This is a genomic window from Haloarcula vallismortis ATCC 29715 (assembly GCF_000337775.1).
Classification (GTDB): Archaea; Halobacteriota; Halobacteria; order Halobacteriales; family Haloarculaceae; genus Haloarcula; species Haloarcula vallismortis.
On sequence record NZ_AOLQ01000069.1, the window covers coordinates 379,136 to 399,100 of the forward strand.

Sequence of the window (19,965 nt, forward strand, 5' to 3'; positions counted from 1 at the left end):
GACCGTATGACAGTCAATGACTCGGGCAGTGGCTGCCATCGTGACGCTCGCGCTCGTACTCGCCGGGTGCTCGGGATTCGTCCAGCCGGACCGCTCCGAGACGGTCACGCCGGCAGCGGTGCCGACCGATGGGGTCGGGTATCCGCCGGGTGTGAGCGACGACGCAGTGATTCCGTCAACGCTGGCCAGCGCCCACGCGCGGACGCTTGCGACAACGAACTACACGCTGGTCACTCGCCAGCGAGTCACTGACAGCAATGGGACAGTGCTCCGGACAACCAACCACACGCGCTACGTCGCGGCAAACAAGACGACGTACGCAGGGCAGTTCCGACAGAACGGCACGGAGCTGAACACTTTCACCACCCGCATTGACTACTGGACCAACGGCTCCATCGTCGCGGCCCAGTACGACAATCGAGCGAACCGGCGCAATCAGGTCACGTGGCCAGTCCGCGATGACGGTCCGGTCTCGGACCTCTCAGAGCGCCGGACGATACGTGGCATCGGGGAAGCCGTTGCTCTCTCCGTTGCCGACCGGAGTGACGGCGGCGTCGTCCTCGTCGGGACTCGTTTCACCAACCCCGACAGGCTCCACACGCCGCTGTTCGTGAGTGACCCGCACAATGTCTCCGTCCGGCTCCGCATCAGCCATGACGGTACCGTTGTGGCACTTCGGCTGGTTTTCGACGCTGAACGAAGCGACCGGCAGGTTCGTGTTACGCAAGCGATGCGGCTACAACACGTCGGGTCGACGACAGTGAGACAGCCGGAGTGGGTCGCCAATGCGACTCAGCGGTCGCTTCAGGAATAGCTGACTACCTGCAGAGAACAGCGTTAGGCGCTACCGAGCGCGGGCAGGACTTTGCGCGAGGCGAGCATATACCCGGCGTACAGGAGAACCAGCCCCATGTACAGCTCCCAGGTAGCGAAGGCTGAGATGCCACCGGAGAGATCGGCCAGAGCGGCCTGTTCGGTGAGTGCCCCGCCGATGGTCAGTCCGGCTGCGAGAAGCGTCGAGAGGAGAAGCTCGAGTAGCTCTGGAATTGATTCTGAAACCATGTATTGACAGTTATCAGTGTGAACGCGCTTGTAGCTTTTTCGATCCGAGAAAGCTTAGTAGGCCCACGAGAACGGACCTGTATGAGCCAAAACTTGAACGCAGACTACGCGACACTCGCAAAGCGGGGGTTCATGCTCGGAGCGGGGCTGTTCCTCCTCGGCATCGCGGGAGAGGTCGCCGGGAGCGCCGTTCTCGGGACGCTCCCCGCCTGGGGTGACACGCTGCTGGTCGATATGGAAATGCTCGGTATTCTCGTCGGACTCCTCTCGCCGCTCGTGTTCGGCGTGGTCCTTCCGCTGACGGAGTAACGCCTCTCGGACCGGCGACGCTCGATACCAAACCACATCCGAGCCACAGCTCCACGCTCGACAGCATGTCCGCCAGTCTCGGACTGAACGTGTTACAAAAAAGCAGATTTCGGGTGGTCTACGTGACTCGCTTACGCGAGCTTCTCGATGTTCTGGCGGCTTCGTCGCCAGAGCCCAGAAGCTCTCTACGAGAGCTTCTCGATGTTCTCGACGACCTTCTCGGCGAACTCGCTGGTGGCGAGCTTGTTGCCGCCTTCGATCTGGCGTTCGAGGTCGTAGGTGACGTTGCCGGAGGAGATGGTCTCCTCGACGGCGTCACGCACGAGCTGGCCGGCGTCCTTCCAGCCCATGTATTCGAGCATGAGGCGGCCGGAGAGGATCATCGCGGTCGGGTTGACCTTGTCTTCGCCGGCGTACTTCGGGGCAGAGCCGTGGACCGGCTCTGCGAGACAGCGGGCCGAGCCGAAGTTCGCACCGGGGGCGATGCCGAGCCCGCCGATCTGTGCGCCGGCGGCGTCGGACATGTAGTCCCCGTTGAGGTTCATCGTCGCGATGACGTCGTACTCGTCGGTGCGGGTCAGGAGCTGCTGGAGCATGTTGTCGGCGATGCGGTCGTTGACGACCAGCGAGTCCTCGGGCTGCTCGCCGTCGTACTCGTCCCACAGCTCGTCCTCGGTGATGACGTGCTCGCCGTACTCCTCTTCGGCGACTTCGTAGCCCCAGTCACGGAAAGCACCCTCGGTGAACTTCATGATGTTGCCCTTGTGGACCAGCGTGACGCTGTCGCGGTCCTCTTCGAGGGCGTAGTCGATGGCCTCACGGACGAGGCGCTTGGTCCCGAACTCGGTGATCGGCTTGACGCCGATACCGACCGGGCCGTCGTGGATGGTCTCGTCGAAGTTCATCTCGTCCTCGACGAACTCCTTGACCTCCTCGACCTCGTCGGTGCCGGCCTCCCACTCGATGCCGGCGTAGACGTCCTCGGTGTTCTCCCGGAAGGTGACCATGTCCATCTCCTCGGGGTCCTTGACCGGTGACGGGACGCCCTCGATGTGGTAGGTCGGGCGGACGTTCGCGTAGAGGTCGAGCGTCTTTCGGAGCGCGACGTTCAGCGAGCGAAAGCCAGCGCCGACTGGTGTTGTCAGCGGGCCCTTGATAGCGACGTTGAACTCTTTGATGGCCTCGACGGTGTCGTCGGGCAGATTCTCGTCGTACTTGTTGCGGGCGGATTCTCCGGCGTAGACGCGCATCCAGGAGATGTCACGACCGGTAGCGTTCGCGGCAGCTTCGAGCACCTTCTGTGCGGCCGGACCGACGTCCGTTCCGATACCGTCCCCGTGAATGATGGGGATAATCGGGTTCTCTGGAACGTCGAGTTCGTCGTCCTCCGTGACCTGAATCTGCTGTCCCTCGTCGGGAACCTCCACTTTGTCGTAATCGTAGCCCATATTCCGCCAATTGACAGTCGCCCCTAAAGGCGTGCCGCTTTGCCTCAGACGTGGTAACACAGTGCGTAAAGAAAGGGCCACGACCGCTTACAGATACGTTACCGTCGCCACAGCCGGAGGTGATATGCCTTCCGTGTGACAATGGGTTTGCATGCACGTCATCGTCCACGGCGGCGCGGGCAGCCCCCCTGACTCGCCGACTGACCGGCAGGCGACACTCACCGATGCTGCCGAACAGGCGTCGGAGACGGAGCGTCCGATGGAGGCGGTACTGGCTGCGCTTCGGCCCCTCGAATCCGACCCGGCGTTCAACGCTGGCGTCGGCGGGGCCGTCCAGAGTGACGGCGAGGTCCGGACTGACGCCGGATTGATGACCCACGACGGCCAGACCGGAGCGGCGTGTGCAATGTCTGGCGTTGTACACGCTGCGGACGTGGCCCACACTGTAGCGACTGAGACGCCACACGTCCTCCTTGCCGGTGACGAGGCTGTGGCGTTCGCGGGGGGCATCGGTGTCGAAACCGGTCGTGACCTCACGACTGCAGAGACGCGAGAACGATACGAGCGTGCGGACCCGCCCAACGGTGGCCCCGCCGACCATCTCGACTGGGTCCGTGAGCATTTCAGCGGAACCGACACTGTCGGTGCGGTTGCGACCGATGGGGACCGGCTCGCAGCGGCCACGTCGACCGCCGGGCGCTGGTTTGCGCTGGCGGGTCGGGTCGGTGACGTGCCCCAGATCGGCGCTGGCTTCTACGCGGACGACCGCGGCGGCGCGAGCGCGACCGGCGAGGGGGAGGCCATCGCCCGGTTCGGGCTCGCCCGCCACGCAGTCGAGCAATTAGACACGTACGGCCCGCGACAGGCCGCCGAGGAGGCGATTGCGGACTTCGAAGACGCTACTGGTGGGCGCGCCGGCGTCATCGTGCTCGACCACGCCGGCCACACCGGCGCCGAACGGAACACCGCAGCGATGCAGACCGCGAGGCGATAGCCAGAGGGAAACCCCTTTGCCCGCCACCGACTAACCGCCGTACATGACCGACGTGGACTTCGATTCCGAGCAGTACGAGAAATGTCGCGAAGCGGGCGAGATTCTGGCACAGGTGCGCGACGAGGCGGCCGAGCGCGTCGAGGTAGGCGTCTCTCACCTCGAAATCGCCCAGTGGGCAGAGGACAAAATACGAGAGTTAGGCGGCAAGCCGGCGTTCCCGGTCAACATCTCCATCGACGAGGAGGCGGCCCACGCCACGCCCGAACGCGACGACGACGCCACGTTCGGCGAGGAGATGGTCAACCTCGACATCGGCGTCCACGTCGACGGCTGGCTCGCTGACACCGCCGTAACGGTCGACCTCTCTGGACAGGACGAACTCGCCGAAGCCCCCGCAGAGGCGCTGGATGCCGCGCTGGACGTTGCCGGGCCCGGCGTCGACGTGGGCCAGATCGGCGCAGCCGTCGAGGAAGTCATCGAGGGGTACGGCTACAACCCCGTCGTGAACCTCACCGGCCACGGACTCGGCCACTGGGAGCAGCACACCCAACCGAACATCCCGAACCGCGAGGTGGCACAGGGTGCGACGCTCGACGTGGGCGACGTAGTCGCTATCGAGCCGTTCGCCACCGACGGTCGCGGTAAGGTACAGGAAGGAGCCGACGAGGAGATTTTCGCCCTCGAACGCGAAGGGTCGGTCCGAAACCGACAGGCCCGACAGGTCCTCGAACAGATCACAGAGGAGTACCGCACACTGCCGTTTGCCGCCCGCTGGCTCGACTCGCCGCGAGCGGAGATGGCGCTTCGCCGCCTGAAGCAGCAAGACATCGTCCACGGCTATCCGGTCCTCAAGGAACAGGACGGTGCCTACGTCAGCCAGAAGGAACACACCGTCATCATCACCGAGGACGGTTGTGAAGTGACGACGCGTTCGCGGTAGCCCCGATACCGACTTCGAATCCGCCGGGTGATACCGGACGACTGTTTTTGAGCAGCGCTATCGCTTCGAGAATCGTGTGAACGGTTGGGGTGTGTGGCCACGCAGTCAGCGACCGCGTGGCGTATGGAAACGGTGGGGTGGGGGGTGTGTGGCCACGCAGTCAGAGACCGCGTGGCGTACGGAAAGGGTGGGGTGTGTGGGATGGTCAGGCGTTGTTCATCCGCGTGGACGTGGTCGTGCCACAGATCTGACACTCGCTGACCCGGTACGGTTCTCGGGAAAACGCCGCGTTTTCGCGTTTATCGGACTCTGTCTGTATCTGGACACGCACGGCGTGCGGTGTTTCACGGTCACACGTCGAACAGTGTTCAGCCATGTCGACGCCGTCGTTTATCGCTGCCATCCCGTCTGATACAAACCGGGTAGAGAGTATAAAAACCGCCTTCAGTTCTGGTCCGTTTAGCACTGTTTATCACCAGACGGCAGCCGATTTTGGTCGACTACGGACGTAGACGTGGCGAGAACGTTTAAACACACTCCTAAAGCCACAGAAACCGGCCCATCTGCGTGAACGGCCAACACTTTTATATACAACCTTTGAACTATCAGTCCTGTCGTTTTTGCTGGTGGGTCGACAAGTGGCGGTATGGACAAGGTGTTTGCGCCGTGGCGCATCGAGTGGGTCGAACGCGAGGAAGGGAACCCTGATGTCGACTGCGTGTTCTGTGCGTTTCAGGCACAGGACGACGACCGGGCGAACAACCTCGTGGCGCGAAGCGACCACGCCTTTGTCCTCCTGAACAACTACCCGTACAACCCCGGGCACGTGATGGTCATTCCCCACACCCACACTGGTGAGTACGGCGACCTCGACGACGAGACCCTGCTCGACCACGCTCGACTGAAACAGCGGACGTTCGACGCTCTTGAATCTGCACTGGCCCCGGACGCGTTTAACGCCGGGCTGAACCTCGGCGGCTCCGCGGCCGGCGGCTCGATTGACGACCATCTCCACACTCACGTCGTCCCGCGGTGGAACGGCGACACCAATTTCATGCCGGTCATCAGTGACACGAAAGTCATCGTCGAAGCCGTCGAAGAGACGTACGACCGGCTCTACACTGCGTTTGCGTCACAGGACGGGACAACCGTTCCCGAGGACGGGGCCGTCCGAATCGAGTAACCGCGGCCGTCCCGGCTGACCTGTCTGAAATATCGGTTTTTCACGTAGAACCGTGGTGAAACAGCCGATTTCCGCCAGCTGAAAAGCATCGGGTAGGCCTTTTTCAGTGGCCACCAAACTGTCGCATGGTCCCATGACGCAAGAAGCCCCTCCAAATCACGGTCTGCGTGATAAGTACCCAGCTCCGTCCGGCCGCCGCCGCTTCGTTAAAGGACTGGCCGGCGCCAGTGCGCTATCGGGAGTGACGACTGTCGGCGGCCTCGCAGTTGACTCGGCGACCGACGAAGGCGGCGTCGGCGGCGGTACCGTTCCCTATGTCGGCATCAAGAATATCGCCGGACCAGCGAATCGACCGATGCCGATCGTCCCGCTGGAGATATCCGATGGCGCACTCCGTGGAATCTGGCCGTCTGTCTCAGAAGTGACAGCGGGCGGTGACACCTTCCGTCTCGCCAAAGGAGAACTTGGTGGCGCGACGTACTCCCAGCAGTGGTTCCAGTACTGTGGACTCGAAGTCGCCGAGGGGCTCGAACCGGACCCTGAGCGTGACGGGTTCCTCAGGTCGAAGACGGCGTATGACTGGCAATCACAGCTGGACGACGGAGACAAACTCCGTGTCGAACACTTCGAGGACTACGAGTCGTGGGGAAACAACATCGGTAGCGACGGCCTCGGCAAGCCAGCGGTCGCCACTTGGCGCTCACAGGGTGAGGACGTCAAAGAGATTCAGGTGCAGGTGCTCCGGACACCCGTCGTCTCGAAGATGGTCGCCGGTGAAGACGAGTACAGCGACCTCGCTGGTGAGCTCCGTGAGTTTCTGAAAGCGGCCACTGATGCGGATTTCATCGCATGGATGAACCGCTGTACGCACCTCTGCTGTAATCCCGGGTATAAAACGATGTCCGGGAGCGCGAAGTTCGAAGCCGCCGACAAGGTGTACTGTAACTGCCACCAGTCAGTATACGACCCGTTTTCGCCAACGACGGCAACCTTCGCGTCTCGGCCTCGGCCACAGGAGTAGCTCAGTGTCGAAGCGGCTTTGACGGCGGCCCGACAACGAGGGAGCAATGTCACGCCGCGCGACGCTCAGGCGGGTTGGCCTGCTCGTTCTCGGCGTCAACCTCCTCCTCGTGTTGCTGAAAGCCGGCGTCTGGCTCACCACCGGGAGCTTCGCCGTCCAGTCCGAGGCGATCAACAGCGCCGCCGACACGGCTTACTCGCTGGTCATCGTCGCTGGGCTGTACCTGACGACGCGTCCGCCGGACTTCGAGCACCCCCACGGCCACGAACGCATCGAGCCGTTCGTCTCGCTGTTCGTCGCCGCGGGTATCTTCGCCGCTGGTGGGTTCGTCCTCTGGAACGCCGGGAGCGCCCTGTTGACTGGGAACATTTCGGTGACACAGGGGCCGGCCGCAGTGGCCGTGCTCGTGTTCTCTGCCGTCGCGAAGTATGCTCTCTATCGTTACTGTCTCCGCGCAGGCACAGACCGGAACTCCCCGGCGCTCATTGCGACGGCGAAGGACAACCGCAACGACATCCTCACCGCGGGAGCGGCGCTAGTCGGCGTCGGTGGTGCGATGCTCGGCTACCCTATCGCCGACCCGCTGGCCGCACTCGTCGTCGCCATCGGCATCATCTACACCGGCATCGAGGTCGTACAGGAAAACGTCACGTATCTCGTCGGCGGCGCACCACCGGAAGACCTCCGGCGCGAAATCCTTCGCCGAGCACTCGACCACCCGAAGGTCCGCGGCGCACACGACGTTATCGCCCACTACGTCGGGCCTGAAATCGACGTGAGCCTCCACATCGAGGTGGAGGGCGACCTGACGCTATTCGAGGCCCATGATATCGAGACGGCGGTCATCAAATCTATCGAGGAACTCCCGGAGGTCGACGATGCGTTCATCCACGTCGATCCGAAGGAACTCGGAGAGTGGAAAGACGACGAAGAAGTAGAACGGCTTGCTGATCCGGAGTGACGTTTTAGTAGTAGCCGTGCCATCTGATAGCATATGGGTGACGACTCATCACGTAGCTGGCTAGCGCTTGGACGACTATTGTTCGGCTTCGGCGTAGCCCTGCAGGCTGCCGAGGATTTCCGCCATATGGAGGACGCGATCGAGTACGCCGAGTCGGCTGGCGTCCCCGCGCCGGACGTGCTGGCTCCGCTGGCATCGGGGATGATGCTGGTCGGCGGGCTGGGGACGGCACTCTGGCGGCTCCCGCGGGTTTCGACCGGTGCGGTCGCCACGTTTCTGGCTGTCGTCACTCCGACGATGCACGACTTCTGGAACGCCGATCCGGACGACCGGAGCGGCGAGCGCCTGGCCTTCTTCGGGAACCTCGCGATGTTCGGCGGAGCGATAGCGTTCCTTCGTGAAGCCTACAGCGACGACTGACGGTGCAGTCGAATCCCAGTGACAACGTGATTCGGCGACCGGTTTAGTCCGCCAACTGCGCCCGCTCGATCGGCTCGCCGAAGGCGTACACGGTGTTGTGGCTCGTGATTTCCACGTCGACCGTGTCGCCGATTTCGAGGCCGCGCTCTTGGGCGTCTGCGATGACGACCTGCCGGTAGGCCTCGTCGTAACCCACCAGCGACTCGTCAGTACCGTCCTCGACGAGCAACACCGACGAGGTGCGCCCGACCATCTCCTCGTAGGCCTCGGCCATCAGCTCCATCTTCGCCTCGCTCATCTCCTTCGAGCGGTCCTTCTTCGTCTGGCCGCCAAGACCCTTCATGTCGGCGGCGTCGGTGCCGGGCCGCTTGGAGAAGCGCGTGACGTTGATCTTCTCGGGGCGGGTCTCACGTAGCAGCGCCATCGACTCTTCGTGGTCGGCCGGCTCCTCGGTCGGGAAGCCGACGATGAAGTCCGTCGACAGCGTCCAGTACTCCAGCTGGTCGTCCAGCGTCTCGACGACCTCCAGATATTCTGAGACGGCGTGCTGGCGGCGCATATCTGCCAGCACGTCGTCGCTGCCGGACTGGACCGGCGCGTGGATGAAGTTGTACAGTTCGTCGTGCTCGGCGAACACCGCCGCGAGTTCCTCGCGGACGCCGTGGAGGCCCTTGGGGTTCGCCATGCCGACACGGACTCGAAAGTCGCCGTCGATGTCGGTACAGATGCGGTCCAGTAGCTCCGGCAGGAGGCTCGTCCCCTGGTTCGTATCCCAGCCGTAGACGCCGGTGTCCTGGCCCGTGATGCGGATTTCCTTCGCGCCGGCGTGCACGAGCGCGCGGGCTTTCTCGACGTTCTCCTCGACCGAGGGCGACTCGATTCGGCCCGTCGCCTGCTTCGTGATACAGTAGGAGCAGTCAGACATACAACCCCGGGCGATGGGGAGGATACCGACGACGCCGTTGAGCACCGTTTCGGTGTCCGGCGTGATTGTCGGACACTCGCCGTTGAGGACGTACTGCGGCACGTCGTCCCAGTGAAGCACCTCGGCGTCGATGTCGGCGCTCTGGAACTCTTCGCCCTGTGCGAGCGCCATACAGCCCGTGATAACGAGGTCAGCCGGCGTTTCTTTATCGAGTTCTTTGGCCCGCGCGAGCATGTTGCGTTCGGTCTTCTCAAGCACCGTACAGGTGTTGAGTATCGCCACGTCAGCGGCCTCCGGCCCGTCGGCGGGGTGGTGCCCGCCCTCCCGGAGCGCCTGCTCGATCTGCTGGGTCTCACCTCTGTTCGAGGTGCACCCGTACGTCTCGATGTGATACCGGGCCATTCATCCAGATACTATCGCCAGACCGGCAAAAGGGCGACGGATTGGACCGGTCAGTAGCCGTCGGTCGTACCCGCGCCGTCCCGGTCTGTGCCCGGTTCGGTCACGGTTTCGCCTTCTGTCTCGGCCTGCCACTCCCGAACGATGGTATCGCCGCTGGAGGCGCCAATACGCTCGGCTCCGGCTTCGAACATCGCCTTGGCGTCGGCCCACGACCCGACGCCACCGCTGGCTTTCACCGGGAGGTACTTGCTGAGGATTTCAACGTCGTGGACCGTCGCGCCGCCCTCGCTGAACCCTGTTGCGGTCTTGAGATACGCGGCGTCGGCATCTGCGACGAGTTGCCCGACCCGTTCGAGTTCATCATCGGTCAGCAACGGCGCTTCGACGATGACTTTCACGGGAACCGGGACGCTGGCGACGACCTCCGTGATGTGGTCCCGAACGGCGTCGTCCTCGCCGGCTTTGAGCAAGCCAACGTTGCACACCATATCCAGCTCGTCGGCTCCGGCGTCCCAGGCCAGTTTAGCCGCCTGACAGACGCTGTCAGTCTGACCCTGGCCGTGTGGGAAGTCAATGACGGCCGTGAGCGGGACGTTCGCGTATTCAGTCGCAAGCGGGAGCGCCCACGGCGGGATACACGCTCGCATTCCGTACTGTAGCGCCTCGTCGAGGCAGGCTCGTACGTCGTCCGGTGTCGTCGTCGGTCCGAGAATCGTATGCTCGATGCGGTCTGGTATATCGTCCATACCACGGGGTGAGGCGTGGTGTCCACGTAAAGACGGCGGGCGGGAGTCGGCGGGGCCACTGTCTTTTCGTATCCGGTATCCGACAGTCACCGCTCAGGCTGTGAGACCACCGTCGGCCTCGTTCGGAAGGTTTTCCCTCATCGGAGTCGGCGTGGGGGACATGGTACTGCCTTCGGGGTTAGCGCTCCCGCCGCTTGAGTACACCGTGGCGCTGCTTGCGGGCACGCTCGTGGTGACAGCGCTGTTGTACGCCCTCGAACCGCCGATTGACCAGCGGACCGTGGTCGCCCTGACGCCGTGGATGGCACTCGGCGGCGCGCTCCACGCGTTCCACCAGCCACCGATTGAAGCGTACAGGCCCGTGGTCGCGCCGCTGTTCGGTGCGCCGGCGGTGTATCTTACAACCTTCGTCACGCTGGGCGTCGTCTGGATCACGCTGACGCTGTTCAGCGTCCGACGTGGCCACAGCGAGACGATATCGCGCAATCTGGGATATATCGGGACCGGACTCCTGACGGTGTTGCTCGTCATCGGTGTCGTGATGGCGCTGCGGTCGGAGCTACTGGCGCTCATCTGGCCGACCGTCGCTGTTGTCGTCGCAATCGCCGTCACTGCCGTGACGGTACTCGCGGTCGCACTGTGGCGAACGCCGGTCGTGGTTCGAATGCGCTATGCGGCCCCGACCGTCGTGTTCGCACATATGCTTGACGGCGTCTCGACGGCAGTCGGCGCTGACGTTATCGGTATCACCGAGCGAACCCCAATTCCGGCCCGCATTATGGAGTTTGCCGGCACGCTCCCGACAGCCCCGTATCTCGGCAAAGGCTGGCTGTTCGTGTTCGTCAAACTGCTCGTCGCGATTGGAGTCGTCTTCCTGCTGGATGACTATCTCGAAGAAGACCCCGTCGAAGCAAGCCTCCTGCTCGCGCTCGTGACCGCTGTTGGTATCGGCCCGGCGACGAACAACATCGTCCTGTTCCTGTTCAGCCCGGTCTGAGGAGAGGCTATTCTGCCATCGAATCGTCGAGTTGTTCCTGTTGTTCCCGTTCGAGCCGCTGGCACCCGAACACGAGCGACTCGGGAATATCTGTCGCGTTTGACTGCAGCGATTCGAACACGGCGGCCACCTCATCGAACCGTGGTCCACGACCAGCGACCAGTGGCTCTGTATCCCACGTGATGAAATCGTGGTCGGACAGCATCGGCAGGTGACAGTGGTGCAGTTGCTGTCGCAGGACCGCCGAATCGCGCGGGACGTTGGGGTTGACAGCATTCTCGGGGAGCGAGACCGTCTCGTCTGGGTGGGCATCCGACAACGCGATAATGAGCTGCCGCCGTGGCTCTGCCGCAACAGCCTTGAAAACCTCGTCCCAGCGCTTAATTACCCGTTTCCCGTTCTGATAGCGCTGCTGCGTCATAGTGTCCTTTAATATATGTACTGAGAAGGTCGCATATATACTTGCGTGGTGTGGTATATTGGGTGAATCGATCCCCGAGTCCGGTGACCCATGTGCTGCCATAGCGTGCTATAGCGGACAAATAGTACACTGCTGTCGTGAACGCAGCAGTGTAACCGTTACCGCCGGCGCGTTCCGTGGTCTCTCTGGAGTCGCTGTCTTCACGACGCTCCCGTGCTGTCGAACCGTTCTGCCAGAACTGGCGGTTCTTCCCCAATCCGGTCACACGGCGCAATACTCATTGGCACCGCGAGCAAGGAAACATGTGCTCAACTACCTCCTCTCGCAGTGGGCGCTCGTCTGTGTTGTCGCCGGCGCGGTTGTCGGCCTGTTGTTGAACATCCCGATGATGACACAGGACGAGGGGTATCTGCCGGCGTACGTCGCTGGAGCCGGACTTACTCGCACTGATCCGGCCAGAGTCAGCCGCCCCCTCGCCGTCGCCGTGCATCACGGCACCGCCCTCGTCGCGGCGCTGCTATACGGCGCGGTCGTCGCAGGGCTCTCCGTCGTGCTTCCGACGGCGTTCTCGCTCAACGGCGTCCCGCTGATACCCCATCTCCTCGGTGTTTCGGGCGTCTCCACGTTCGTGTACTACTTTTTCGCCCGCATTGCCATGCCCCGCTTTGGCGGCAGCGCCCGGAACGACGCTGCCGAGGTTATCCGACAGTGGGCGCTCACGGCGTTTATTTTCGGCACGGCCCTCGCGCTGTTCATCCCGGTGCTCGTCACATGGCTGTAAGCTACGCGTCCTCGACCCGCTTCGAGAGATTTCTGTAGGCCCCGAGATACAGGAATACGCTGGCAAGCAGCGCGAACGGGACGACGAGTGTCCACGAGGGACCGTCCGGCGTTCCCGCGCCGACGGTGTAACCGGTCAGCAGTCCGAGGACGACGCCGGCGGCGATAGCGATGCCCGCCGGCCCTCGCATTCGCCTGTCGAACAGCGATATTTCGTCTGCCATATGTCCTCTCTCTCAGGGGACCTCCCTCACTGTTGTGACCGACGGGAATCCACTGACTACTAAATAGTTCCGTCCGACTGGCCGGTATGGCGAAACAACCGCATCTACTCGTCGAACCGGGTGACCTGACAGACATCGCGCTCGTACCGGGCGACCCCGGGCGCGTCGACCGCATTGCGGGCCTCTGTGACGATCACGAGGTCGTCGCGGAGAACCGCGAGTACAAACTCGTCAACGCGACCTACGACGGCCGCGAACTGACGATCTGTTCGACCGGCATCGGCTCGCCGTCGACGGCAATCGCTGTCGAGGAACTGGAAGCCGTTGGCGTCGAGACGCTCATCCGCGTCGGCACGACCGGGGCACTTCAGGAAGGCATCGAGATCGGTGACATGGTCGTCGCTAACGGCGCGGCCAAGGACGAGGGAACGTCCCAGCGCTACGAATCGAAGTCTGTCCCGGCCGTCCCCGACTATGACGTGCTCTCGTCGCTGGTCGACGCCGCCGAGGCGAACGACGAGGACGTGCACGTCGGCCCTATCGCCACGGACGACGCCTTCTACGCCGAAACTGACGAGTACATCAACGACTGGGAAGCCGCCGGTCTACTGGCTGTCGAGATGGAGGCCGCCGCGCTGTTCTCGCTGTGTCGCCGCAAGGGCCTGCGCTCGGGCGCTATCTGTACCGTCGACGGGAACCTCGTCGAGGGGACACAGAAGGGCGAAACCGAGGACGAGGAACTCCCCGAGAAAGCCAAGAACAACGTCGAGCGCGCCATCGAAATCAGTCTGACGGCGACCACGTCGCTGTAGGCGTCGGGACTGCCGGACTTCTGCGAGCGACTCGTCGGACTGTCGGACCCGTGTGAGCGAGCGGTCGCGCCGCTTCCCGGCGGAGGGCTTAACAGACCATCTCCCCTGCAATTCTGTATGCTCGACCAGTTCCGGAAGCGGCTCCACAGGGCAGCCAGACGACTCCGGCGGGTCGAGCGCCGTGAACTACAGGACTTCAGACGGTGGGCTGAGATAACCGAAAACCTCGTCCATCTCTCCATGCTGGTGTTCGTTCCGCTAGCTATCGTGCTGGTGACGACGCTGGCGAACGCCGTCCCGCAGTTGAGTTTCCTGCTGTTCCCACCGCTTGCAGCGGGGTCGTACACGCTCTTTGTCGACCCGACGAGCAAGTACGCCGACCCGAAGCGGTTCGTCGCGGGACTCACTATCGGTGCGGTCTGTGGGCTGGGCGCGCTCGCCGTCTCGAACAGCTACCTCACGGCCCCAGGCGGCCAGTTCGGCGTCACCGCGCTCGGTGCCGGCCTCGCTGTCTTCGCGACTGGCGTGGTCACGTGGCCCCTCGACATCGAGGAGCCATCGTCGTACTCGACTGCCCTGCTGGCGCTGCTGGTCGAACCGGCCCAGGGAGCGACGTTCGTCGCCAGCATTTTCGTCGCCAGTTCGCTCGTGGCCGGCCTCTTTGTGGTCTGGCGCGAGGAGTTCTACGAGCAGCGGGCGACGTACCTGTACGAGTCGATGTCCGGGGACGACCACGTCCTCGTCCCGATGCGCGGCGAGTCGGCGGGCCAGACGGCGATGCTGGGCGCGCGACTCGCGGCCGCCCACGAGGCCGGCAAAGTCGTCCTGTTGGACATGGTTTCGGACAGCGACGCCGCCACGACCCAACAGTCGCTCATGCGGGAGACGATACGGCTCGACATCCGGTCGGAGAACGGGTCGGACTCGCAATCGGCACAGACCCGTCCTGTCGCCGACGGCGGTGACCCAGCAAACGCGCCGGCGTCGCCCGACCAGACGGACCTCGAAGCAGAGATCGACTGGCTTGAGACCCACGCCGACCGAATCGAGACACGAACTGGTGTCTCCTGTCAGGTCGTCGTTGCAAGTGACGACGGGTCACCGGCGAAGACGACGCTGCAGACCGCGACCGAAACGAACTGCGACCTCATCGTTGCGCCCTATGAGAGCCAACACGGAGCGCTAACGCCGTATCTACAGCGGTTGTTCCGCAGCAAGAGCGACATCGTCGTCCATCGGTCACGGAGCGACCGGACCCGCTGGAAACACGTCATCGTCCCTGTCCGGTCTGTCAGCGACGTGGCTCACAACATGGTCGATTTCGCCACGCGACTGGCCGGCCGGAGCGGGCGGGTCGCTGTCGCAACGTGTATCGGCTCCCGCGGGGACCGTCGCCGGGCCGAAGAGATGCTCGCGGACCTCATCGAACCGTACGAGTGTGCCTTCGAGACGCGGGTTCCGCGGACGGACATCCAAACGTTTCTGTCCGATACTGCGTCGCAGTACGACCTCGTCATGATCGGGGCGAGCCGCGACCGGAGTAAGGCGTCGCGGTTCATTTCGCCGCCGACGTTCGAACGACTGGAAGAGGTGGAGACAGATATCGCTATCGTCGACCGCGGCCGACCCTAGATATCTGCGTCGTCCTCGTCGTTCACATCGAGCAGGTGATCGGCGATGTTCTCCATCCCCTTGCGACCCAGCGCGGACTGGACAATAAGGTGGCCACCCAGTACTGCGGGGCTGATGACCGTGTCCGCGCCCGCACGGCGGAGCTTCTCGATGTTTTCGCGGTCCGTCGCCGCGGCGACGATGTTGACCTCCGGATTGAGCGTCTGTGCCGTCAGTATCGCCAGCGCGTCCTGTGCGTCGTCGTTCGTCGCCGCGACGACCGCCGCGGCCTCCTCGATACCGGCCCGTTGCATCGGCTCTTCGTCGCTCGGGTCCGCGGTCAGAACGGCGATGTCCCGTTGTTGGAGCCGCGTGGCCGTCTCCGTGTCCGGCGTGATGACCACGAAATCGATTGCGCCGGTCAGTTCCTCGATGATCGGTTCCGTCAGGTCGCCGTGGCCGAGTACCAGCACGTGGTTCTCGAGCAGGTCCAGTTGTGCGTCAGTCATGTTTCCGAGTGCCTCCGAAAGCCGCTTCTCGATTGCCGGGCCCAGCAGCGACCCCAGCGCGATGGCGAAACTGGCCGTCCCGAGGACGACCACCGACATGCCGAACAGTTTCGCCTGCTGGCTCTGTGGGGTCATATCGCCGTACCCGACGGTACTGGCCGTGACCAGCGTGTAATAGAACGCATCGGTCGCCGTCGAAAGGTTGGTGAACTCGTCGCGGAGCGCGTACGAGCCGGCGGTCCCGTACATGAGCGAGCCGAGGAGTGCAGCGCCCGCGGCCAGTTGCGCCGTCGAGAGGTCGATTGGCCGGTCGAACCGGTGGTGGTTCAGCAGCATTACCGGGAGCGAAACCAGCGAGAGCACGACGAGCGGGATCGACACCGCTGAACTCGGCACTGGGCCAATAACTGGGAGCGACACCGCCGAGTTCTGTACCAGACCCTGAATCGCCGCCACGGGAAGTAAGACGATGGTCGCGTACCACGCGATCCGCAGCCGACGGCGAAGCCCGACGACGCTGACGAGCAACGTAAACCCGGTGAGCGCACCGGTGAACCCGGCTGTCCGCTGGATGCTTCGCGGAATCAGGTCCCCGAGCGGCCCGCTAATCGACACAGCACTGATGTTGACCACACCAGTGATGAACGACAGCACCGCCACCAACACCGGCAACAGGATCGCGGTGCGAGCCCCCAACCAGTTTCGCGGCCTGTCCATACCCATCCAGATTACAGCGGTCGGTGTAAATGTACTGTCCGCGGGCCGGAAGCGATTTACTACCGGCCACGCAGGATGTGGACATGGCTTCGCTCCCGGTCGAGGTGTTGATGGGGATCTATCTGGGGCTGTTGGTGGGAGTGATACCGGCGCTCGTGTCGTGGGCGCTGGGGTTCAGTTTCAAATACTTTACCGGCATTACCGTGCCTGGGTTCGGTGTCGTCGTGCTGGCAATCGCACTTGCCGGCGTCAGCGGCGGCCTCATGGCACTGGCGGACAAGTCGATTACGCAGGCTCCCAACGCCGAGCGAATCATTACTGCAATTGTCCTCGTCGGGATGGTGTCGCTGTACGCACACAGCAAGGGTGACCAGCTCGGCGCGGAGTTTCCGAAGCGGCTCTCGCTGAAGGGGCTGCGCGAGAAGAAACTCTCCGCGGACGTGGTCGAATTTGTCGGCGGCCGCGACGAGGTCCGTATCCGCGTGGTCGGCGACGTGGCCGACATGGAGGGGTATCCGCCGCTGTCGGAGTCACTTCGGGCCGAAATTCGGAGTGAGGAGTGGCGGTTCCCGGCTGACCTCCGCATCGGCGAGCTCGAACGCCGGATGGAGGAACGCCTGAAATCGGAGTTCGACCTCGGCGACGCCGCGGTCTCAATCGACGAGCAGGGGCGAGCGACGGTCGTCGCTGCGCCGCCGTTTTCGGGGCTGTCGAAGCGTGTCGGCGACAACCGCCATGCCGTCTCGGTGGACGCCTTGCTGCCGACCGGCCTGGCCCGTAACGACGAGGTGACGGTACTAACTGAGGATGCACAGGTTCGGGGGACCGTGGTGAGTGCGCGGTCGACGCCGTCGGCTGACGAGACACCTGCTGAGACGCCGACAGAGCCCGAAATCGCCGACACAGAAGCGCCTCCGACGCCGGTTCAGGCACCGACGACCGACGGCGGTGAGGGCCGACTCACGGTCGCCGTGACTCGGACCGACGTGCAACCGCTCCTGCGGTCAGCCCGGCCGAAGGTCGTGGTCGAACCCCGCGGGACACACCGGGAGTACGAACTCGTCTCCCTGCTCCGACGGGCCGGCAGCCGGTTCCGCCGACTCACGGTCCGGGCCGACGGTCCGCTCGACGGGGCGACGCTCCGGGACGCCCACGTTCGGGAGACCTACGACGTTGCTATCGTCGCCATCCGGACGCCGGACGGCTGGCAGGTCGCGCCACGCGGCGACGCGGCCGTCGAGGCGGGCGACGAACTGTACGCGATTGGCCGCCGTGCTGACCTTGATGCCTTCGTGGAGGCGGTCGCATGACACCGCCCGGTCCGACATTGCTTGCCCAGGTCGGTGAGAACCTGCAGCTGGGGTCAGTATCACAGTCGCTGGTCGAAGGAGTGGTGTGGCTCCTCGCGATTGCAGTCCTCGCTGCGACGCCGGCGGGCGCTATCGCCGTCTTCTACCGCTGGTACGTCCGCGAACGGATTCAGACCGGGCTGGCGCTCTTGTTCGGCCTGACCGCGGTCGTCCTCGTCATCGGCGCGACCACGGCGCTCAGCGAGGTCATCCTCGGTGACGATGACGTACTGGCAGCCGGGGTAGTCCTGTTGAACCTCGCCGCGTTCCTCGCTGGCGGCGTCGGGGCTTACGGCGGGATGCGCATCGGGGACCGGCTGGGTGTCGACCTCTTTGCCGCAACCGGTGGTCGAAACATCGACGCCGACGTGAGCGAGATCGTCCAGACCGTCGGCCGCGTCACGTCGGTTCGCCTCCCGGACGATATCGACGACATCATTGGCTACGATCCGATGCCCGACGAGACAAAAGAGACGCTCGCGAACCGCCGCTTTCTCTTCCCGCGTCGCCTGACGAAAGACGAACTCCGCGACCGACTGGTCGGCCGGCTCAAGACGGACTACGGCGTCGGCCACGTGGACGTGGAACTGGCCGACGACGGCACTGTCGACTACCTCGCTGTCGGCTCGCGGGCGGCCGGTATCGGTCCGACGTTGCCACCCTCGACGAACGCCGTTGCAATTCAGGCCGATCCGGCTCATGCTGCAAGCGCCGGCGACCTCGTGCAGGTATGGGAGCAAGCGCCATCGAAACGCGTGCTCACCGGTGAACTCCGCGGCGTCGCCGACGACGTGGTAACGGTCGCTATCGACGCCGCCGACACGCCGAAACTCGACCCGCAAACGCAGTACAAGCTCGTTACGCTCCCGGTACAGGACCGCTCCGACCGCGAGTTCGCCTCGCTGCTCCGGGCGGCCGACGAGACAATGGGTACGGCCACCGTCGAATCAGGGAGCACGCTCGACGGCGCGCCAGTCGGCAGTCTGGCGGTCTCGGTGGTCGCGATTACCCGCGACGACACAGCGCCGGAGACAATCCCGTCCCGCGAACGCGTTCTCGCGGCCGGTGATACAATCTACGCAATCGCGACACCGGACGCATTGCGGCGGCTGGAGCAAGCCACGGACGGAACAGGCGAAACGGCCGCGACAGCGGCTGTGGCGGACGAGCTGGAAGACGACGCTGGCGACGAGGAGGGCCAGTCAACCGCGTCTGATACTGCTGACCTGACAGAGCAGACTGACGGGACGGCGGGAGCAGCGGCAGACACAACTGATGGCTCGGCTGACGACAGCGCTACGGATGTCGACGCGGTCGAGACTGCTACCGATGACACGACCAACGCCGACACGGACACGACCACGGATGACACCGCCACCGCCGACGAGTCGGCAGACACCGCTGTTGCGGATGAGGCGGGTGAGTCTGAGCTAGCTGATGTTGACGCTGCCGAGAGGACAACCGAGACTGGTGACGAGCCTCCCGATGACGACCCCCTGGAGGCGCTCCGGAACGTCGACACGGAGGAGCCAAGCAACGACCTGACGGCGGAAGCGTTCGACGACTCCCCCCCGGACAACGGTGACGACACCGTCGAGGTGTGGGACCCGGAAGAGCGGATCGGCGAGACTGACGACGCGTCTGCTGCCGACAGCGATTTGATGGATTCCGAAGCGCCGACCGGCGAGGGAGACGGTGAAGACGACGAGCCGACCGCTGGTGACGATTCAGAGAACCGAAACTGAATTGTGGATGTCGGTACTGTCGCAGACGCCTGTCTCCGGCCCGTCCGAACCGGGAGGAACACCCCAGTCCGGAACCCTCTTTTGCCGGACGCTCCGAGCATAGCTATGGAGTGGAAACTGTTCGCACACCTCCGAGACGCGGCCGACGGACAGTCGGTCACTGTCGATATCGAGGGGGACGCCACGGTCGGAACAGCGCTCAATGCGCTGCTCGCGGCGCGACCGGCGCTCGCCGAGGAGGTGCTGGACGAGAACGAGGAGTTGGCCGACCACATCCGGGTGCTCGTCGACGGCGAAGACCCCTTCGCCGCCGGCGATGGGCTGGCGACGGCAGTCGATGAAGAGACAGAACTTGCGTTGTTTCCGCCGGTCAGCGGCGGCTGATACGG

Annotated in this window: 23 protein-coding genes; 15 read left to right on the top strand and 8 right to left on the bottom strand. The window is 63.9% G+C overall.

The annotated features are described in order from the left end of the window. Positions 1-16: 16 nt before the first annotated feature. The gene (locus C437_RS18900; protein WP_004518617.1) at positions 17-814 is read left to right on the top strand and encodes a hypothetical protein; all 798 of its coding nucleotides are present in this window, start codon (positions 17-19) and stop codon (positions 812-814) included. A 23-nt stretch (positions 815-837) separates the two neighbouring features. Here C437_RS18900 and C437_RS18905 read toward each other — a convergent pair whose 3' ends face one another. Beyond that, positions 838-1,062: a hypothetical protein gene (locus tag C437_RS18905; protein ID WP_004518618.1), complete on the bottom strand. Its 225-nt coding sequence runs from the start codon at positions 1,060-1,062 to the stop codon at positions 838-840. Between the two features lie 81 nt (positions 1,063-1,143). Here C437_RS18905 and C437_RS18910 point away from each other — a divergent pair, with 81 nt between their 5' ends. Continuing rightward, complete coding sequence (locus C437_RS18910) at positions 1,144-1,371, top strand: DUF7860 family protein (protein WP_004518619.1); 228 nt, start codon at positions 1,144-1,146, stop codon at positions 1,369-1,371. 185 nt (positions 1,372-1,556) lie between these two features. Here C437_RS18910 and icd read toward each other — a convergent pair whose 3' ends face one another. Continuing rightward, entirely contained in the window at positions 1,557-2,819 is a 1,263-nt protein-coding gene (gene icd, locus C437_RS18915; protein ID WP_004518620.1) for an isocitrate dehydrogenase (NADP(+)), read from the bottom strand. Positions 2,820-2,970: 151 nt separating this feature from the next. On the opposite strand from icd, the gene C437_RS18920 reads away from it, so the two are divergent. Both C437_RS18920 and map read left to right on the top strand, forming a co-directional pair. Beyond that, positions 2,971-3,813, top strand: coding sequence for an isoaspartyl peptidase/L-asparaginase (locus C437_RS18920; protein ID WP_004518621.1), 843 nt, complete (start codon positions 2,971-2,973; stop codon positions 3,811-3,813). A 43-nt stretch (positions 3,814-3,856) separates the two neighbouring features. Further along, a complete protein-coding gene (map, locus tag C437_RS18925) occupies positions 3,857-4,753 on the top strand; it encodes a type II methionyl aminopeptidase (RefSeq protein WP_004518622.1) in 897 nt (298 codons plus the stop codon). A gap of 205 nt (positions 4,754-4,958) precedes the next feature. Here the strand turns inward: map and C437_RS18930 are convergent, their stop codons facing one another. Further along, the gene (locus tag C437_RS18930; RefSeq protein ID WP_004518623.1) at positions 4,959-5,156 is read right to left on the bottom strand and encodes a DUF7835 family putative zinc beta-ribbon protein; all 198 of its coding nucleotides are present in this window, start codon (positions 5,154-5,156) and stop codon (positions 4,959-4,961) included. A 243-nt stretch (positions 5,157-5,399) separates the two neighbouring features. Between C437_RS18930 and C437_RS18935 the strand changes: the two genes are divergently transcribed. From C437_RS18935 to C437_RS18950, 4 genes are all read left to right on the top strand, one after another. Continuing rightward, the gene (locus C437_RS18935) at positions 5,400-5,936 is read left to right on the top strand and encodes an HIT family protein (protein ID WP_004518624.1); all 537 of its coding nucleotides are present in this window, start codon (positions 5,400-5,402) and stop codon (positions 5,934-5,936) included. A gap of 133 nt (positions 5,937-6,069) precedes the next feature. Then, positions 6,070-6,957 (top strand): Rieske 2Fe-2S domain-containing protein, encoded by an 888-nt coding sequence (locus C437_RS18940; protein ID WP_049919893.1) that lies wholly within the window; start codon positions 6,070-6,072, stop codon positions 6,955-6,957. A 46-nt stretch (positions 6,958-7,003) separates the two neighbouring features. Further along, positions 7,004-7,918, top strand: coding sequence for a cation diffusion facilitator family transporter (locus C437_RS18945; protein ID WP_004518626.1), 915 nt, complete (start codon positions 7,004-7,006; stop codon positions 7,916-7,918). A gap of 33 nt (positions 7,919-7,951) precedes the next feature. After that, positions 7,952-8,338 carry a DoxX family protein gene (locus C437_RS18950; protein ID WP_004518627.1) on the top strand — a complete coding sequence of 129 codons (387 nt, stop codon included), beginning with the start codon at positions 7,952-7,954 and terminating at the stop codon, positions 8,336-8,338. A 43-nt stretch (positions 8,339-8,381) separates the two neighbouring features. On the opposite strand, the gene C437_RS18955 is transcribed toward C437_RS18950, so the two are convergent. Both C437_RS18955 and deoC read right to left on the bottom strand, forming a co-directional pair. Then, entirely contained in the window at positions 8,382-9,665 is a 1,284-nt protein-coding gene (locus C437_RS18955; protein ID WP_004518628.1) for a tRNA (N(6)-L-threonylcarbamoyladenosine(37)-C(2))-methylthiotransferase, read from the bottom strand. 50 nt (positions 9,666-9,715) lie between these two features. After that, positions 9,716-10,411 carry a deoxyribose-phosphate aldolase gene (deoC, locus tag C437_RS18960; protein WP_004518629.1) on the bottom strand — a complete coding sequence of 232 codons (696 nt, stop codon included), beginning with the start codon at positions 10,409-10,411 and terminating at the stop codon, positions 9,716-9,718. Positions 10,412-10,571: 160 nt separating this feature from the next. Here deoC and C437_RS18965 point away from each other — a divergent pair, with 160 nt between their 5' ends. Next, positions 10,572-11,408: a DUF63 family protein gene (locus tag C437_RS18965; RefSeq protein WP_004518630.1), complete on the top strand. Its 837-nt coding sequence runs from the start codon at positions 10,572-10,574 to the stop codon at positions 11,406-11,408. A gap of 7 nt (positions 11,409-11,415) precedes the next feature. On the opposite strand, the gene C437_RS18970 is transcribed toward C437_RS18965, so the two are convergent. Then, positions 11,416-11,829 carry a hypothetical protein gene (locus C437_RS18970; protein ID WP_004518631.1) on the bottom strand — a complete coding sequence of 138 codons (414 nt, stop codon included), beginning with the start codon at positions 11,827-11,829 and terminating at the stop codon, positions 11,416-11,418. Between the two features lie 304 nt (positions 11,830-12,133). On the opposite strand from C437_RS18970, the gene C437_RS18975 reads away from it, so the two are divergent. Continuing rightward, positions 12,134-12,610: a hypothetical protein gene (locus C437_RS18975; RefSeq protein WP_004518632.1), complete on the top strand. Its 477-nt coding sequence runs from the start codon at positions 12,134-12,136 to the stop codon at positions 12,608-12,610. A gap of 1 nt (position 12,611) precedes the next feature. Here C437_RS18975 and C437_RS18980 read toward each other — a convergent pair whose 3' ends face one another. Next, entirely contained in the window at positions 12,612-12,833 is a 222-nt protein-coding gene (locus C437_RS18980; RefSeq protein WP_004518633.1) for a hypothetical protein, read from the bottom strand. Between the two features lie 86 nt (positions 12,834-12,919). Here C437_RS18980 and C437_RS18985 point away from each other — a divergent pair, with 86 nt between their 5' ends. Continuing rightward, on the top strand, positions 12,920-13,645 hold the full coding sequence (locus tag C437_RS18985) for a nucleoside phosphorylase (protein ID WP_004518634.1): 726 nt from the start codon (positions 12,920-12,922) through the stop codon (positions 13,643-13,645). Positions 13,646-13,762: 117 nt separating this feature from the next. Then, positions 13,763-15,277, top strand: coding sequence for an HPP family protein (locus tag C437_RS18990; protein ID WP_004518635.1), 1,515 nt, complete (start codon positions 13,763-13,765; stop codon positions 15,275-15,277). Here the strand turns inward: C437_RS18990 and C437_RS18995 are convergent. Continuing rightward, positions 15,274-16,482: an NAD-binding protein gene (locus tag C437_RS18995; protein ID WP_004518636.1), complete on the bottom strand. Its 1,209-nt coding sequence runs from the start codon at positions 16,480-16,482 to the stop codon at positions 15,274-15,276. The genes C437_RS18990 and C437_RS18995 overlap by 4 nt on opposite strands. Positions 16,483-16,511: 29 nt before the next feature. On the opposite strand from C437_RS18995, the gene C437_RS19000 reads away from it, so the two are divergent. From C437_RS19000 to C437_RS19010, 3 genes are all read left to right on the top strand, one after another. Beyond that, the gene (locus C437_RS19000) at positions 16,512-17,792 is read left to right on the top strand and encodes a potassium channel family protein (RefSeq protein WP_004518637.1); all 1,281 of its coding nucleotides are present in this window, start codon (positions 16,512-16,514) and stop codon (positions 17,790-17,792) included. Further along, positions 17,789-19,576 carry a TrkA C-terminal domain-containing protein gene (locus C437_RS19005; RefSeq protein WP_004518638.1) on the top strand — a complete coding sequence of 596 codons (1,788 nt, stop codon included), beginning with the start codon at positions 17,789-17,791 and terminating at the stop codon, positions 19,574-19,576. Before C437_RS19000 ends, C437_RS19005 begins: the two co-directional genes overlap by 4 nt. A 105-nt stretch (positions 19,577-19,681) precedes the next feature. Further along, positions 19,682-19,960, top strand: a complete 279-nt coding sequence (locus C437_RS19010; protein WP_004518639.1) for a ubiquitin-like small modifier protein 1 — start codon at positions 19,682-19,684, stop codon at positions 19,958-19,960. Positions 19,961-19,965 lie beyond the last annotated feature (5 nt).

Bases quoted from the DNA above. Each gene is read 5' to 3' on its own strand.
- C437_RS19010 (WP_004518639.1), top strand. From the start codon at position 19,682: ATGGAGTGGAAACTGTTCGCACACCTCCGAGACGCGGCCGACGGACAG.
- C437_RS18965 (WP_004518630.1), top strand. From the start codon at position 10,572: ATGGTACTGCCTTCGGGGTTAGCGCTCCCGCCGCTTGAGTACACCGTG.
- map (WP_004518622.1), top strand. From the start codon at position 3,857: ATGACCGACGTGGACTTCGATTCCGAGCAGTACGAGAAATGTCGCGAA.
- icd (WP_004518620.1), bottom strand. From the start codon at position 2,819: ATGGGCTACGATTACGACAAAGTGGAGGTTCCCGACGAGGGACAGCAG.
- C437_RS18905 (WP_004518618.1), bottom strand. From the start codon at position 1,062: ATGGTTTCAGAATCAATTCCAGAGCTACTCGAGCTTCTCCTCTCGACG.
- C437_RS18930 (WP_004518623.1), bottom strand. From the start codon at position 5,156: ATGGCAGCGATAAACGACGGCGTCGACATGGCTGAACACTGTTCGACG.
- C437_RS18920 (WP_004518621.1), top strand. From the start codon at position 2,971: ATGCACGTCATCGTCCACGGCGGCGCGGGCAGCCCCCCTGACTCGCCG.
- deoC (WP_004518629.1), bottom strand. From the start codon at position 10,411: ATGGACGATATACCAGACCGCATCGAGCATACGATTCTCGGACCGACG.
- C437_RS18995 (WP_004518636.1), bottom strand. From the start codon at position 16,482: ATGGACAGGCCGCGAAACTGGTTGGGGGCTCGCACCGCGATCCTGTTG.
- C437_RS18970 (WP_004518631.1), bottom strand. From the start codon at position 11,829: ATGACGCAGCAGCGCTATCAGAACGGGAAACGGGTAATTAAGCGCTGG.
- C437_RS18955 (WP_004518628.1), bottom strand. From the start codon at position 9,665: ATGGCCCGGTATCACATCGAGACGTACGGGTGCACCTCGAACAGAGGT.
- C437_RS18980 (WP_004518633.1), bottom strand. From the start codon at position 12,833: ATGGCAGACGAAATATCGCTGTTCGACAGGCGAATGCGAGGGCCGGCG.
- C437_RS18935 (WP_004518624.1), top strand. From the start codon at position 5,400: ATGGACAAGGTGTTTGCGCCGTGGCGCATCGAGTGGGTCGAACGCGAG.
- C437_RS18985 (WP_004518634.1), top strand. From the start codon at position 12,920: ATGGCGAAACAACCGCATCTACTCGTCGAACCGGGTGACCTGACAGAC.
- C437_RS19000 (WP_004518637.1), top strand. From the start codon at position 16,512: ATGTACTGTCCGCGGGCCGGAAGCGATTTACTACCGGCCACGCAGGAT.
- C437_RS18910 (WP_004518619.1), top strand. From the start codon at position 1,144: ATGAGCCAAAACTTGAACGCAGACTACGCGACACTCGCAAAGCGGGGG.
- C437_RS18945 (WP_004518626.1), top strand. From the start codon at position 7,004: ATGTCACGCCGCGCGACGCTCAGGCGGGTTGGCCTGCTCGTTCTCGGC.
- C437_RS18900 (WP_004518617.1), top strand. From the start codon at position 17: ATGACTCGGGCAGTGGCTGCCATCGTGACGCTCGCGCTCGTACTCGCC.
- C437_RS19005 (WP_004518638.1), top strand. From the start codon at position 17,789: ATGACACCGCCCGGTCCGACATTGCTTGCCCAGGTCGGTGAGAACCTG.
- C437_RS18950 (WP_004518627.1), top strand. From the start codon at position 7,952: ATGGGTGACGACTCATCACGTAGCTGGCTAGCGCTTGGACGACTATTG.
- C437_RS18990 (WP_004518635.1), top strand. From the start codon at position 13,763: ATGCTCGACCAGTTCCGGAAGCGGCTCCACAGGGCAGCCAGACGACTC.
- C437_RS18940 (WP_049919893.1), top strand. From the start codon at position 6,070: ATGACGCAAGAAGCCCCTCCAAATCACGGTCTGCGTGATAAGTACCCA.